Genomic DNA, 13933 nt, shown 5'->3' on the forward strand with positions numbered 1-13933 from the left:
GCGAGCACACCTGGGGCGCACCGAGTTTCCGGTGCGCCCCAGGGCTTTTCAGGCAAGTGCCTCCGTGGGCGACTGGCGTGCCGCCCGCACCGCCGGGTAGACGCCGGCGATGGCGCCGATGAGGACCGCCGAGCCCGCTCCCCCGAGCAGGGCCGGCCACGGCAGTGCCGCAGGCCAGTGCTGACTGATCGAATATCCGGCCGTGACCGCGATTCCCACGATCACGCCGACCAGTCCGCCGAGGCCGGACAGCAGCACCGACTCGGTCAGGAACTGCCACCTGATCTGCCTGCGGGTCGCCCCGAGCGCCCGCCGCAGACCGATCTCCCTCCGGCGTTCCAGCACAGAGATCACCATCGTGTTCGCCACGCCGACGCCACCCACCAACAACGCGACTCCGCCCAGGCCCAGGAACAGCGCGTTGTAGGAACTCTCGGCCAGCTGCTGCGCCTCCAGCGCCTCGGACGGCCGGGAAACCTTGACCTCGTTGGACTTCTCCGGGTTCAGCGTCGGGCCGAGCAGGGTGCGGACGTTGTCGACCTGGTCGGGCGTCGTGCGCACGTAGACCGTGTTCGCGTGGCCCTCGAACCCGAACGCCTCCTTTGCCGCGTCCCAGCCGATCAGCACCGAGCGGTCGATCTCCGGCGAGAGCGGCAGCGGGCCGAGGACGCCGACGACGGTGAACCACTGCCCGTCGATCCACAGCTGCACACCGGGTTCGTCGATGCCGAGGCGCGAGGCCGCGGTGCCCCCGAGCACCACCGCCTTCTCGCCCGACGACAGCCAGCGGCCCGCGCGGACCTCGGCGTTCAGCACCTTCAGCAGGTCCTGCTCCGCCGCCTGCACCTGCAGGCCGAGCGTGTCGCTGGCCGGCACGAGGTCGTTCTTGCGGGCGTTCGCGGAGATCTTGCCGGTGGCGCTGGCCGCCGACACCGCGCCGATCCGCTTGGCCATCGGCACCGCCGTCTCCGGCAGCTTCGCGTCCTGGCCGAAGAAGTCCTGGCCGGGCGCGGCGGTCAGGAGGTTGGTGCCCAGTCTGGACATCTTCTCCTGCAACGCCGCCGCGCTGGAGGCCGGGATGCCGACCACCGCGACCACCGCGGCGATGCCGATCGCGATGCCCAGGGCGGAGAGCACGGCGCGGATCGGGCGGGTCCGCATCCCGAAGAAACCGAGTCGCAGCAGGTCGATCACAACGCCCTCCCGACGAGAACCCGCGTCCGGGAGGTCGCCGCCGTGGCAGCGACAACCGGCACAAGGCGAAGGGCACCCGTGCCCACCGCGAGGTGCGAGACGCGTGGCACGACTTCTTGCATCGCACCAGCACGTTGTTGGTGCGATCGGCGGCCCTGCTCGCCGTCGATGCCTGCGGAGCTGCTGTCAGGCGGTAAGGCCCGGAGCGTGGGAGTCATACGATCACCCCGTCGCGGACCTCGACGCGGCGCGGCGCCCAGGCCGCGATGTCCCGGTCGTGCGTGATCATCACGACCGTCGTGCCGTCGGAGTTGAGGCTTTCCAACAACTCCAGCACGCCGGCGCCGTTCTTCGTGTCCAGGTTCCCTGTCGGCTCGTCGGCCAGCAGGATGCCCGGCGTGTTCACGACGGCGCGGGCGATCGCGACGCGCTGGCGTTCGCCGCCGGACAGCTCGTGCGGCTTGTGCAGCGCCCGGTGGATCAGGCCGACCCTGTCCAGGGCGGACATCGCGAGAGCCCGTCGCTTCGAGCGCGGCACACCGGCGTAGACGAGGCCCGCGGCCACGTTCTCGATCGCGGACAGCCCCTCGGTGAGGAAGAACTGCTGGAACACGAACCCGATCGTGCGGGCCCGCAGCGCCGACAACGCGTTGTCGGACATGGTCGAGATGTCGTGGCCGTCGATCTCGACCTTGCCCGCGGTCGGCTTGTCGAGCGTGCCCATCAGGTGCAGCAGCGTCGACTTGCCCGACCCGGACGGCCCCACGATCGCGAGCAGCTCCCCGCCCCCGACGGTCAGGGAGACGTCGCGCAACGCCTGCACGCCACCGGGGTAGGTCCTGCTCGCGTGGTCGACGGTGATCACTCCGTGGTCACCACCTTCATGCCCTCGGCCAGGCCCTCGCCCTGCACCTCGACCTGTCCCTTGGCGAAGATGCCGACGGTGACCGGGATGGTCCTGCCGTCCTCGGTGACCACGCCGTAGCCGCCCTCGTTCAACGCGAGCAGCGCGCCGATCGGGACCGCGAGCACGCCCTGCTTCTTCGACACCGTGAACAACGCCGTCACGTTGGCCGTGTCCAGGCCTTCCGCCGCCTTGGGGTCGTCGACGGAGATCGTCAGCACGATCTTCGGCTTGGAACCCTGGTTCGGGTCGCCCGCGGTGCGGGTGATGCCGGTGATCGTGCCGGTGGTGGGCTTGCCGCCGGAGATCGACAGCTCGACCTTCTCGCCCTGCTTGGCGAGGCGCTGCTTGGCCGAGTCGAGCTCGACGGTCACGGCGCGCTCGGTGCCGGTGACCTTCAGCAGGTCACCGCCCGCGGGGGCGCCGAGCTGGCCCGTCACCGACGCGACGCGGACCGCTCCCGGCTGCACGATCACGTCGCCGGAGCCGAGCTTTCCGGTCTGCTCCAGGCCGTTGGCCTTCTGCCACTTCTTCAGCGCGGTGGCCGTGTAGTAGGTGAACTTCTCGTCGGGGGCGCCGAAGTCCTTGAACCCCAGTGCGGCGAGGTTCTCCTCCACCACCTTGACGTCGGGTCCGTTCGACATGCCCTGCTCGAGGTCGCGGTAGAGCGGCATCTGGCCGTAGAACAGCGGCACCGGCTTGGCGTCCGCGTGGAACACCGGCTTGCCCTGCTCGATGACGTCGCCCTGCTTCGGCAGGCCGGTGACCGTGCCGCTTTTCCGGCTGGCCAGTGGCCGTTCCGCGCCGAAGCCGAGCTGGCCGGTCACCGACTGCTGGTCGGCGAGGTTCGTCTTCTTCACGGCCGCGGTCTTCGCCGGGTCGTTCTGCAACGGGGCGGCGTTGGCCTGGTTGGACGCGATCCTCGTGAGCACCACGACCCCGCCGGTGCCGAGCACCACGGCGGCGACGAGAGCGGCGATGACGATCTTCCTGTTCACGCGGCGCTTCATCCGACGGGCCTCGCCGCGACCATGCCACCTTCACCGAGGCCGCAGTCCTTCATGTCCTGCTTGACCTTCTCGTCCTCCATGTCGGGCAGCTCGATCGGCTCCAGCGGCTGGCCGACGCCACCCTCGAACTGCGGGTCCGGCCAGTTGTAGCCCTTGTCCCGCATGCACTTCGCCTGCTGGCGCATCTTGTCCTGGTCCTCGGGCGACGGCGGCTTGAACTCGCCACCGTTGGGCAGGAACTTCTTGCACGCCTCGTGCGCGGTCTTCATCTTCTCCGGGTCGAGCCCGCCCTCGCCGCCGATCGTGATGCCGACACCGCCGCCGTCCTCGCTCGGATCCGGCATGTCGACACCGTTCTCCCGCATGCACTTGGCGAACTGGATCGAGTCGCCCTTCTCGTCCTTCTCGGCGTCGGCCGGCTGGTCCTTCGACCCGCAGGCGGTGAGCGCCAGCAGCAGGCCCAGCAGCACTGCGATGGTGGTTTTCATGGCGACAGGTCTACGGAGGCCGTCATTCGGCGGCGTTAAGCGAAAGGGCTTATCCGGCGCTTATGCCCGTTCCCCGGAAAATGGGCGTCATGCGTGTGCTGGTGGTCGAGGACGAACAGCTGCTCGCGGACACGATCGCCGAGGGGCTGCGCAGGTTCTCGATGGCGGTCGACGTCTGCTACGACGGCGAGGCGGCGTTGGAACGCGTGGGGGTGCACGCGTACGACGTCGTGGTGCTCGACCGCGATCTGCCGCTCGTGCACGGGGACGAGGTGTGCAAGGCGGTGCACGCGACCGGCGGCGAGGCGCGGGTGCTGATGCTGACGGCGGCGGCCGAGGTGGACGACCGGGTGGCCGGGCTGGGGCTCGGCGCCGACGACTACCTGACCAAGCCGTTCGCGTTCGCCGAGCTCGTGGCCCGTGTGCAGGCGCTGGGCCGCCGGGCTCGTCCCGCGCTGCCGCCGGTGCTCCACCGGGCGGGCGTGACGCTCGACCTGCCGCGGCACCAGGCGATGCGGGAGGGGAGGTTCCTGCCCCTCTCGCCGAAGGAGTTCGCGGTGCTGGAGGTGCTGATGCGGGCGGAGGGCAACGTCGTGAGTGCCGAGGAGCTGTTGGAGAAGGCCTGGGACGAGCACGCGGACCCGTTCACCAACGCCGTGCGGGTGGCGGTGATGACGCTGCGCCGCAAGCTGGGCGCGCCGCAGGTCATCGAGACCGTGCCCGGCGCCGGCTACCGGTTCGGCTCGTGAAGCTCAGGACCAGGCTGACGGCCTGGTACGCCGGGGTGTTCCTGATCGCGGGCATCGCGCTGATCGGCCTCAACTACTGGTTGCTCGCCGAGTGGATGCCGCTGGAGGGGATGGCCGTGTCCCGCGCGCTGCCCACCGAGGCGGGCGCGACGTACCCCGGCGTCGCGGCGGTCGAGGCGGGGGGCCTGCCCGCGGACACCCTGGTGGTCAGCGGCGCGGACTTCGCCGCGGACACGATGAACACCGTCCTGTGGCAGTCGGTCATCGCGTTGCTGGTCGCCGCGGTGATCGCGGTCTGGCTCGGCTGGGTCGTGGCCGGACGGGTGCTGGCGCCGCTGCAGTCGATCACCTCCACCGCCCACCGGCTGGAGGCGGAGCAGCTGGACCGGCGGATCGAGCTGGACGGGCCGCCGGACGAGCTCAAGGAGCTGGCGGACACCTTCGACGGCATGCTCGACCGGCTCGCGTCGTCGTTCGACAGCCAGAAGCGGTTCGTCGCGAACGCCTCGCACGAGCTGCGCACGCCGCTGGCGGTGCAGCGGACGCTGATCGAGGTGGCGCTGGGCGCTCCGGACGCGTCCGACGACATCCGCCGCCTCGGGGCGCACCTGCTCGACACGAACGAACGGAGCGAGAAGCTCATCGACGGGCTGTTGCTGCTCGCTCGCAGTGACCGCGGGCTCGCCACGCGTGAGCTCGTGTGGCTGGACGAGGTGCTCGACGACGAAATCGAGACGTGCGCGGCACTCGCCGCGGAGAAAAAGGTCACGTTTGGAGTTCGGTCGCGCAGGTATCTGGTGGACGGTGATCCGGTCTTACTTGCCCACCTGGTCGGCAACCTGTTGCGCAACGCGGTCCTCTACAACGAGCCGGGCGGCTCCGTCACCGTCGAGCTTGATCGAGAACTGATCGTCTCCAACACCGGTCCCACCGTGCCTGCCCAGGCAGTACCCGGGTTGTTCGAACCCTTCCGACGTCTGCGCGACCGGACGGGGACCGCCGGATCGGGCCTCGGGCTGTCGATCGTGCAGTCCGTGGCGAGAGCTCACCACGGTTCGGTGAAGGCTCGTCCGAACGGGGGAGGAGGACTGGTGGTCCACGTGAACCTTCCGGAAACGGGCGTGCGGCAACCCTCGTGAACTGGCAAGATCACGTAGAGATATCGGCGAGTCTCCCACTCGTGGAGGGCTCGTTGTCCTAACGTTGTCTGCTGGCGAGGTGCGAATTCAGGGAGGCCACGATGCGAGCGCTGCGAGTCATCGGGCTCGACGAGGACGGCAAGTCCGTCATCCTCGAGGACCCCGAAAACCGCGGCGAGCGCTTCACGCTCCCCGCGGACGAGCGTCTTCGGGCGGCCCTGCGCGGTGACCTCGCGCGCCTCGGCCAGATGCAGATCGAGTCCGGCGAGGCCCAGATGCGGCCGCGCGAGATCCAGTCCCGCATCCGCGCCGGCGAGTCGATCGAGCAGGTCGCGGCCGCTGCGGGCATGCCGGCGCACCGCATCGAGCGCTTCGCCTACCCCGTCCTGCTGGAGCGCTCGCGCACGGCCGACATGGCCCAGCGCGCGCACCCGGTCCGCGAGGACGGCCCGGACGTGCAGACGCTCGGTGAGGTCGTCGCGCACTCGTTCGGCCTGCGCGGCCACGACCTGTCCGACACGAAGTGGGACTCGTGGAAGGGCGACGACGGCCGCTGGATCGTGCAGCTGCACTGGACGACCGGGCGTTCGGACAACCGCGCGCACTGGGCGTTCCACCCGGGTGCCCAGGGCGGCACGGTCACGGCGCTCGACGACGCGGCCGTCGACCTGATGGACCCGAACCCGAACCGCACGCTGCGCACGGTGCGTCCGGTGACGCAGCTCGCGCGACAGGCCCTCGAAGCAACTCCGGTGCTCCCTCCCATCCCCGTGATGGAGGAGCCGCCGGCACCGACGGTTCCGGCGCAGGCGCCCGCCCCCGTGGCGGCACCGGTCGTCGCCGAGAAGCCGGTCGTCCAGGAGAAGCAGCCCGAGCCTGAGCCCGCTCCCGTTCCCGCCGCACCGGCACCGCCGGTGAAGAAGGAGCAGGAGCCCGCCGCGGAGAAGCCGGTCCGCAAGGACCCTCCTCCGAAGCGGGGGAAGAAGAACCACCCCATCGTTCCTTCGTGGGAAGACGTTTTACTGGGCGTGCGGTCGAACCGCTGAGTGAGAAGCTGACGCCGTGGGACGTCGTGTCGCGCTGGCTGCCGGAGTGGGTGCACTCCTCGGGCTGGCCTGGTGGGGACTGTTCGAGCTCCTCGCCTCGGGAGCTGTGTGCACCAAGGACGACTGGGGCTGCCTCGGGGCCTTCGTGACCTCGATACCGGTCTTCGCCGTGGCGGGGTCGGTGGTGGGCGGGCTCGCACTGCGATCACTGAAGGTGTCGCGGGCATGGCTGGTGGCCGTGCCCGCGACCCTCATGGCGGTGGTCGCGATGGTGTTGTTGCTGGGCGTCACCTTCGTGGCGTTCGCGGTGTTCGCCGCGCTGTACGCGTTGATCGCCGTGCTGACGGGCGCGCGTCGTGAAGGTCCTGTGGAGACTTCGGGCTGATCTGCCCGCGAAGCGCCTTGATCGAGTAGTTCTGGGCGCATGTTGTCACGCACAGTCGTGGGGGCGTGCGCCGGAGCGGTCGCGGGCGCCGGGGTGGCGCTGACGCTCGAGGCACTCACGAGGTACTGCTACCTGCGCCCGGGCCGCACCGGGTGCGGCGACTCGCAGCTGCTGGCCCTCCCCCTGACCTTCGGTGCCTGGATGGTGATCGCCGGGGTGTTGATCTGGGCGGGGTTCCGGGTCGCGCGGCAGGAACGCGGGTGGCTCGCGACCTCGATCGGCGGCGTGCTGTGGGTCGTTCTGCTCCTGGCGGTCCTGTGGTTGCGGTACACCTACCTGGACCTGGTCCAGGAGGACGGGGATTTCTTCGTCCTGGGTGCCGCGGTCGTGGTGCCGTGCGTCGCCTACGGGTTCGCGGGCATGATCAGCGGATCGAGGCGGGAGGCCGTGTGAGGCAAGCGTGGGCAGCGGGCGTCGGGGCGGTGTGCGGGGCTGGGTGGTTCGCGTCGGTCGAGCCCGCCGGTGACCTGCCGTGCCCCGAAAGCGGGCTCGGGTGCGCCCTCTTCGCGTTGTTCATCCTCCTTCCGGCGCTCGTGGTCGTCTGGGGTGTCGTCGGATGGGGGCTGCTGCGGCTCGTGCGGTTCCCCGTCGCCGGGCGGACCGCCGCGCTGGGGACCGCCGGTGCCGTGTTGCTGCTGATCATCAGCACGTTCAGCCTGCGGTTCGTGCGGATCCAGCTGCCGGAGTCCAGCGGGATCTTCGTGGTGGCGATCGCGACGGCTTGCGCCTACGCCTTGGCCTCGGTGGTGACCGCTGGTTACCGTGGGAGGCGTGACGGAGCAGAGCACCGCGGGCAGGACGGGTAGGACGGGACGCCGGCTGCTGTTCCGGGTCGTGCTGTCGATGGCCGTCGGCGCCGGGCTGGTGCTCGGGTGGACGTGGGCCTACGAGTCGGGCTTCCTCAAGTCGTGGCTCGACAGCACGTCGATGTCGACGTTCCTGCTGCTGGTGCTGATCGGACTGCCGATCGCGCTCGTGTCGTCCCTCGTGCTGGCCGGGCCGCTCCTGTGGGTCTTCGGGGTGCGGCCGGTGTGGCCGATCATCCTGCTCGGGCCGGTCGTGCTGGGCGTCGGGCTCTACTTCAAGCTGCACGAACCCGCGATGGCGTGGTTCACCAACCGGCACCACGCCGAGGCGTTGCTCGCGGCCGTCGCCTACGGCCTCGTCGGCCTGTTCACCTTCAAGAGGGCGTAGGCACCTCGTCGAGCAGGTTCAGGTCCCAGCCCTCGCGTTCGCACCAGTCCTCGGCGTCCTCCCGGGAGACGAGCACCGCCTTCCTCGGGCGTGGACCCGCCAGGTGATCCCAGCCGTCGGGGGCGAGCACGTAGTTCACCCCGTCGCGTGAAGCGATGAGCCGTCCGTGTGGAAACGCCATCGTCTGCTCGGTTCGCAGAAACCGCGTCATGGTGGTCATCGTGCCCTTGACCTCGACCTAAGTCGAGCCGGGAGGCTCCGGTGGGGAGAAAAACCGGATGCTGACTGTCGGTCCTCCTTCGTACTTTGGAGAGGACCTGGAGGGGGCTCGTCGCGTGAGCGATCAACGTAACTCGACAATTCAGACCTTGCGGAGGTTGTGGCCGTACGTGCGGCCGCACCGCGCACGGATGACTGTCGTGCTGTCGGCGACGATGCTCGCGATGCTGTGCGGTCTCGGCATCCCGCTGCTCACGCAGCGCATCGTCGACGGTCCGATTCAGAACAAGGAGACCGGCCCGCTGCCGTGGCTGATCCTGGGCGTGCTGCTGCTCGGGCTCGGCGAGGCGGTGTTGTTCTACATCCGGCGCAAGGTCGTGGCCCGGCCGGCCGCCGAGGTCGAGGCGCGCATGCGGTTCGACCTGTACCAGCACCTTCAGCGGCTGCCGGTGGCGTTCCACGACAGGTGGCAGTCCGGCCAGCTGCTCTCGCGCGCGACGAACGACCTCACGACCGTGCGGCGGTTCGTGGCGTTCGCGATCGTCTTCCTGATCGTCAACAGCCTGGTCGTGCTGATCGGGCTGGGCATCATCGCGGCCCTGTCGCCGTGGCTGCTGATCGTGTCGCTGTGCGGCGCGCTGCCGCTGATCGTCATCTCGTACTTCTTCGAGGCGAAGTTCAAGGTCGTCGCGCGCAAGGCGCAGGACCAGGCGGGCGACCTGACGACGACGGTCGAGGAGTCGGTGCTCGGCATCCGGGTGCTGAAGGCGTTCGGGCGCGGGCCGGAGCTGTCGAAGCGGTTCCTGGCGCAGGCGCGCGAGCTGCGGACCACGGAACTGCACAAGATCTCGATCCTGGCGTCGCTGTGGTCGGTGCTGATCGTGCTGCCGGAGCTGTCGATCGCGGGCATGCTCGGCGTCGGCGCGATCGGCATCGTGAACGGCTGGATGACGGTCGGCACGCTGGTCGCGGCGGTCGCGGTGAGCGCGTACCTGCGCTGGCCGATCGACTCCATCGGCTGGTTGCTGGCGGAGACGAACCAGGCCGCCTCGGCGCTGGAACGGTACTGGGAGGTCATCGACTCCCCCGTCACCATCACCGGCCCCGCCAAGCCCGCGCCGCTGCCCGTGCCGCTGCGCGGGCACGTCCGCTTCGAGGGCGTGCGATTCGCGTTCGAGGACGGCCGCGAGGTGCTCTCGGGTGTCGACCTCGACCTGCGTCCCGGTGAGACGCTGGCGCTGGTCGGCGCGACGGGGTCGGGCAAGACGACCCTGACGGCGCTGGTGCCGCGCCTCGCCGACGTGACGGGCGGCCGGATCACGATCGACGGCGTCGACGTGCGGGACTTCTCGCTGGAGGACCTGCGGACCGTCGTGGGCACGGCGTTCGAGGAACCGGTGCTGTTCTCGGCGTCGGTGACGGAGAACGTGGGCCTGGGCGTGCCGGACGTGTCCGAGGCCGCCGTGCGCGAGGCGTTGCGGGTGGCCAAGGCGGAGGAGTTCGTGGACGCGCTGCCGTGGGGGCTCGCGACCCGGATCGGCGAGCAGGGCCTGTCGCTGTCCGGTGGCCAGCGGCAGCGGCTGGCGCTGGCCCGCGCGGTCGTCGGCAAGCCGGCGGTGCTGGTGCTGGACGACCCGCTGTCCGCGTTGGACGTCCACACCGAGGCCGAGGTGGAGGGCGCGCTGAGGCGCGTGCTGCGCGACACCACGGCGCTGGTCGTGGCGCACCGGTCGTCGACCGTGCAGCTCGCGGACAGGGTGGCGCTGCTGGTCGACGGCAGGATCGAGGCGATCGGTTCGCACCGGGAGCTGTTGGACACCAACGAGGAGTACAAGCGTCTTCTGTCCTCAATGGACGACGACCTGATCGAAGAGGAGGTGGCGTCGTGAGTGAAGTGGCTGTGGCACAGGAAGAAGAGTGGCGCGGCGTCGCCGCCGAGGAGATCGAGGAGATCACGCACTCGACGGGCCTGCGCCTGCAGGCCCGCTCGCGCAGGCTGCTGGGATCGTTGCTGCGCCCGCACGTCGGCCTCGTGTCGCTGGCGATCGCCGCGGTGGTGGGCGGCAACCTGGCGGCGCTCGCGGGCCCGTTGCTGATCGCGGTCGCGATCGACGACGGCATCCCGTCCGCGATCGGCGGCAGCGCGGCGACCCTGGTCTGGTGCGTCGCCGGGTACGCGGTCTCCGCGGTGCTGATGACGTTCCTGCGCTGGGCGTTCCTGCGCCTGTCCGGCCGGGTCGGCCAGGACGTGCTGCTGGACCTGCGCGGCCGGATCTTCCGGCACTCGCAGAGCCTGTCCGTCGGGTTCCACGAGTCCTACACGTCCGGCAAGGTCATCTCGCGACTGACGAGCGACGTCGACTCGTTGCAGGACCTGCTGGAGGAGGGCCTCGACAGCCTGTTCAACGCGGCGCTGTCGGTGACGGGCATCGCGATCATCCTGCTGTACCTGGACGTCCCACTGGCCCTGGTCGTGATCGCGGGCTTCGTGCCGATCTACTTCATCTGGCGCTGGTTCCGCCGGCGTTCGATGGACGCCTACCGCGGCACGCGCGGCGCGATCGCCAAGATCATCGTGCAGTTCGTGGAGTCCATGAACGGCATCCGCGCGGTGCAGGCGTTCCGCCGCCAGCCCCGCAACGAGCAGATCATGAAGGGCTTCAACGGCCAGTTCCGCGACGCGAACACCGACGCGCTGGGCGTGATGGCGACGTTCGTGTCGTCGGTCCGCGCCATCGGCAACGTGTCGCTGGCGCTGGTCCTCGCCTGGGGCGCCTACCGCGTGGCGGGCGGCTCCCTGGAACTGGGCGTGCTGACGGCGTTCACCGTGTACCTGCGCCGGTTCTACGACCCGTTCGACGAGCTGGCGATGTTCGCGAACTCGTACTCCTCCGCCACCGCCGCCCTGGAGAAGATCTCGGGCGTCCTGGAGGAGGAGCCGTCGGTCCCGGAACCGGCTTCGCCGGTGGCGCTGCCGCACGCGCGGGGCGCCGTCCGGTTCGCCGACGTGGAGTTCCAGTACCCCGGCACGACCCGCCTGGTGCTGCCGCGCTTCTCGCTGGACGTCCCGGCGGGCCAGACCGTGGCCCTGGTGGGCGCGACCGGTGCCGGCAAGACGACCGTGGCGAAGCTCGTGGCCCGCTTCTACGACCCGTCGACGGGTTCGGTGCAGCTCGACGGCACCGACCTGCGCACGGTCGCCGACACGGACCTCCGCCGGGCGGTCACGATGGTGACGCAGGAGAACTTCCTGTTCTCCGGTTCCGTGGCCGACAACATCGCCCTGGGCCGCCCGTCGGCGACCAGGGCGGACATCGAGGCGGCAGCCGCCGAGGTGGGTGCGCACGAGTTCATCGCGGCCCTCCCCGACGGCTACGACACGGACGTCCGCAAGCGAGGCGGCCGCCTGTCCGCGGGCCAGCGCCAGATGGTCGCCTTCGCCCGCGCGTTCCTCGCGGACCCGGCGGTGCTGGTGCTGGACGAGGCGACGTCGTCACTGGACGTGCCCACAGAACGCGCCGTGCAGGCAGCGCTGGAAACGGTGCTGGCGGACCGGACGGCGTTCATCATCGCCCACCGCCTGTCGACGGTCCTGATCGCGGACCGCGTGCTGGTGCTCGATGGTGGCATTGTGGTGGAGGACGGCTCCCCCGAGGAGCTGATCGGTGAGCGGGGCAGGTTCGCCGCCCTGCACACGGCCTGGCGCGACTCGCTCGCCTAGGCCTGCAGGTCGCGTTCGCGCCAATGGGGATCTGGCGCGAACGCGACCTCACGACTTCTGGTGGGGACGGCTCCGGCTGTGGGGCGGCGAGGCCGCCGAGGGTGGTGGCATCAGGTCGCGGCTCCACCCGTGCTCGCTGCCAACTCGGCTTTCCGCCACCCCGTCCTCCCCCAATCCCAACCTTCCCCGCCACCCCGGCTTTTCCGGCCTCTCTGGCCGCCCTCCCACCCCGGCGCCGGCCGACGTCCGTTCTCCCCACCCCACCAGTCCGATAGGTTTCCAGCCGGAAAGCTCCAGACCGAGGAGGCGCAGTGGAGTTGCGAGTCCGGGACGGCCGCGCCGTGCTCGCCGGCGAAGACGAGTCCGGTGAGCGCGAGGTCGACCCGCACAGCCTGCCCCTCGGCTCGGACCTGGCCGAGGCGCTGCACGAGTGGGCGAAGGTCGCCGACGCCGTGGTGCGCACCGAGACGCCTGCCGACGGGGTGGCCAACGCGCTGGTCGCCCGCCGGGGCAGGCAGCTCGCCGGCAGGATCGCGGCGGTCATGAACTCCCCGGTCAGCTACACCGACCCGGTGAGCGGCGACCTGCTCACCGTCGAAGCGCCCGAGGCGCCTGCCGAAGCCGAAGCCGGCGCGGAGGAGCAGGAGGAGTCCGAGCCCACCCCGTGGGGCACCGGGCTCACGGTCAGCGTGATCACCGCGGCGATCGTCGCGGTGACGGTCGTGTCGCTCTCGCTGGGTCTGGGCGAGACCAGCCGGTGGCTCGCGCTCGTGGCGAACGTGCTGGTGGTCGGTGGCCTGGCGCCGAGCGTGTGGCTCGGGCGCAAGGTGCCGGTGTGGCGCTGGGTCGCCTACGGCGTCGTGACCGGGGTGGGCGTCGCCTGGCTCGCGCTGATCCTCACGCTCCTCTAGAGCAACGCGTAGAACGCCACGGCGCCCGCGGTCGCCACGTTCAGGGAGTCCACGCCCGACGACATCGGGATGCGGACGGCGAGGTCGGCCGCGTCGATCGCCTCGTCGGTGAGCCCAGGGCCCTCCGAGCCGAGCAGCACCGCCACGCGCCGTCCGCGCAGGCCCGCGTCCGCGAGGTGCAGGGCGGACGGGCGGGGTGTCAGAGCGGCAACCGTGTAACCCTTTTGCCGCAACAGGTTCAGCGCCGCGGGCCACTCATCCGTGGTAGCGAACGGCACGCGCAGCACGTGGCCCATCGACACGCGCACGCTGCGGCGGTACAGCGGGTCGCTGCAGCCGGGGCCCAGGACGACGCCGTCCACGCCCAGTGCGGCGGCGTTGCGGAAGATCGAACCCAGGTTCTCGTGATCGCCCACGCCCTCCAGCACGGCGAGGCGCTGGGAGCCGGCCGCGAGCTCCTCGAACGACACCGCGGGAGCCCTGTCCGCCGCCGCCAGCACGCCCCGGTTCAGGTGGAAACCGACCACCGACGCCATGACCTCCGCTGACGTCACGTAGGCGGGAACGTCCAGGTCAGCGAGGTCGAGGGCCTCGATCCGGCGGCGCACGCCGAGCAGTCCGCGCACGGGGTACGGGGAGGCCAGCAGGCGTTCCACCACGACGACGCCCTCGGCGATGACGAGACCGCGTCCTCCGGGCCGGTCGGGCCTGCGGTCGGCCGTCGACAGGTCGCGGAAGTCGTCCAGCCGGGGGTCGGCCGGGTCGTTGATCTCGATCACGTCAGCCACGCGGGAAGTTTCGCATCCGACCCGTCGTGGAACAGCCCAGGTAGTCCGGAGGGCGGAACCGCACGCGCCCGACCAGCGGATGATCGCTGGTTGTTACCTCGACGTGACAGAGAGCACCGATTTGG

16 protein-coding genes are annotated in these 13933 nt (G+C 70.4%); 10 read left to right on the top strand and 6 right to left on the bottom strand.

Features of this window, described 5'->3' with window-relative positions; genetic code table 11:
* Positions 1-48: 48 nt before the first annotated feature.
* The 4 genes from ND450_RS29410 to ND450_RS29425 form a co-directional block, all read right to left on the bottom strand.
* Positions 49-1161: an ABC transporter permease gene (locus tag ND450_RS29410; protein WP_253328023.1), complete on the bottom strand. Its 1113-nt coding sequence runs from the start codon at positions 1159-1161 to the stop codon at positions 49-51.
* A gap of 247 nt (positions 1162-1408) precedes the next feature.
* On the bottom strand, positions 1409-2059 hold the full coding sequence (locus ND450_RS29415) for an ABC transporter ATP-binding protein (RefSeq protein ID WP_253321752.1): 651 nt from the start codon (positions 2057-2059) through the stop codon (positions 1409-1411).
* Entirely contained in the window at positions 2056-3096 is a 1041-nt protein-coding gene (locus ND450_RS29420) for a peptidoglycan-binding domain-containing protein (RefSeq protein WP_253321753.1), read from the bottom strand. Before ND450_RS29420 ends, ND450_RS29415 begins: the two co-directional genes overlap by 4 nt.
* Positions 3097-3104: 8 nt before the next feature.
* Positions 3105-3596, bottom strand: coding sequence for a hypothetical protein (locus ND450_RS29425; RefSeq protein WP_253321754.1), 492 nt, complete (start codon positions 3594-3596; stop codon positions 3105-3107).
* Positions 3597-3685: 89 nt separating this feature from the next.
* Here ND450_RS29425 and ND450_RS29430 point away from each other — a divergent pair, with 89 nt between their 5' ends.
* From ND450_RS29430 to ND450_RS29460, 7 genes are all read left to right on the top strand, one after another.
* Positions 3686-4345 (top strand): response regulator transcription factor, encoded by a 660-nt coding sequence (locus tag ND450_RS29430; RefSeq protein ID WP_253321755.1) that lies wholly within the window; start codon positions 3686-3688, stop codon positions 4343-4345.
* Positions 4342-5484: a HAMP domain-containing sensor histidine kinase gene (locus ND450_RS29435; protein ID WP_253321756.1), complete on the top strand. Its 1143-nt coding sequence runs from the start codon at positions 4342-4344 to the stop codon at positions 5482-5484. Before ND450_RS29430 ends, ND450_RS29435 begins: the two co-directional genes overlap by 4 nt.
* A 101-nt stretch (positions 5485-5585) precedes the next feature.
* Complete coding sequence (sepH, locus tag ND450_RS29440; protein WP_089908862.1) at positions 5586-6530, top strand: septation protein SepH; 945 nt, start codon at positions 5586-5588, stop codon at positions 6528-6530.
* Positions 6531-6546: 16 nt separating this feature from the next.
* Complete coding sequence (locus ND450_RS29445) at positions 6547-6915, top strand: hypothetical protein (protein WP_253321757.1); 369 nt, start codon at positions 6547-6549, stop codon at positions 6913-6915.
* A gap of 39 nt (positions 6916-6954) precedes the next feature.
* Positions 6955-7368, top strand: a complete 414-nt coding sequence (locus tag ND450_RS29450; RefSeq protein ID WP_253321758.1) for a hypothetical protein — start codon at positions 6955-6957, stop codon at positions 7366-7368.
* Complete coding sequence (locus ND450_RS29455; protein WP_253321759.1) at positions 7365-7781, top strand: hypothetical protein; 417 nt, start codon at positions 7365-7367, stop codon at positions 7779-7781. Before ND450_RS29450 ends, ND450_RS29455 begins: the two co-directional genes overlap by 4 nt.
* The gene (locus ND450_RS29460) at positions 7747-8169 is read left to right on the top strand and encodes a hypothetical protein (protein WP_253321760.1); all 423 of its coding nucleotides are present in this window, start codon (positions 7747-7749) and stop codon (positions 8167-8169) included. Before ND450_RS29455 ends, ND450_RS29460 begins: the two co-directional genes overlap by 35 nt.
* On the opposite strand, the gene ND450_RS29465 is transcribed toward ND450_RS29460, so the two are convergent.
* A complete protein-coding gene (locus tag ND450_RS29465) occupies positions 8156-8380 on the bottom strand; it encodes a hypothetical protein (RefSeq protein ID WP_253321761.1) in 225 nt (74 codons plus the stop codon). The two genes, ND450_RS29460 and ND450_RS29465, sit on opposite strands and share 14 nt — an antisense overlap.
* 199 nt (positions 8381-8579) lie before the next feature.
* Here ND450_RS29465 and ND450_RS29470 point away from each other — a divergent pair, with 199 nt between their 5' ends.
* The 3 genes from ND450_RS29470 (at position 8580) to ND450_RS29480 (ending at position 13020) form a co-directional block, all read left to right on the top strand.
* Complete coding sequence (locus tag ND450_RS29470) at positions 8580-10277, top strand: ABC transporter ATP-binding protein (RefSeq protein ID WP_253321762.1); 1698 nt, start codon at positions 8580-8582, stop codon at positions 10275-10277.
* Positions 10274-12109, top strand: a complete 1836-nt coding sequence (locus ND450_RS29475) for an ABC transporter ATP-binding protein (protein ID WP_253321763.1) — start codon at positions 10274-10276, stop codon at positions 12107-12109. The genes ND450_RS29470 and ND450_RS29475 overlap by 4 nt, the downstream gene beginning before the upstream one ends.
* Before the next feature lie 311 nt (positions 12110-12420).
* The gene (locus ND450_RS29480) at positions 12421-13020 is read left to right on the top strand and encodes a DUF2537 domain-containing protein (RefSeq protein ID WP_253321764.1); all 600 of its coding nucleotides are present in this window, start codon (positions 12421-12423) and stop codon (positions 13018-13020) included.
* Here ND450_RS29480 and ND450_RS29485 read toward each other — a convergent pair.
* Entirely contained in the window at positions 13017-13808 is a 792-nt protein-coding gene (locus ND450_RS29485; protein ID WP_089908839.1) for an RNA methyltransferase, read from the bottom strand. The two genes, ND450_RS29480 and ND450_RS29485, sit on opposite strands and share 4 nt — an antisense overlap.
* Positions 13809-13933 lie beyond the last annotated feature (125 nt).

Origin of the sequence: Lentzea sp. HUAS12, assembly GCF_024125735.1 — a bacterium.
Classification (GTDB): Bacteria; Actinomycetota; Actinomycetes; order Mycobacteriales; family Pseudonocardiaceae; genus Lentzea; species Lentzea albida.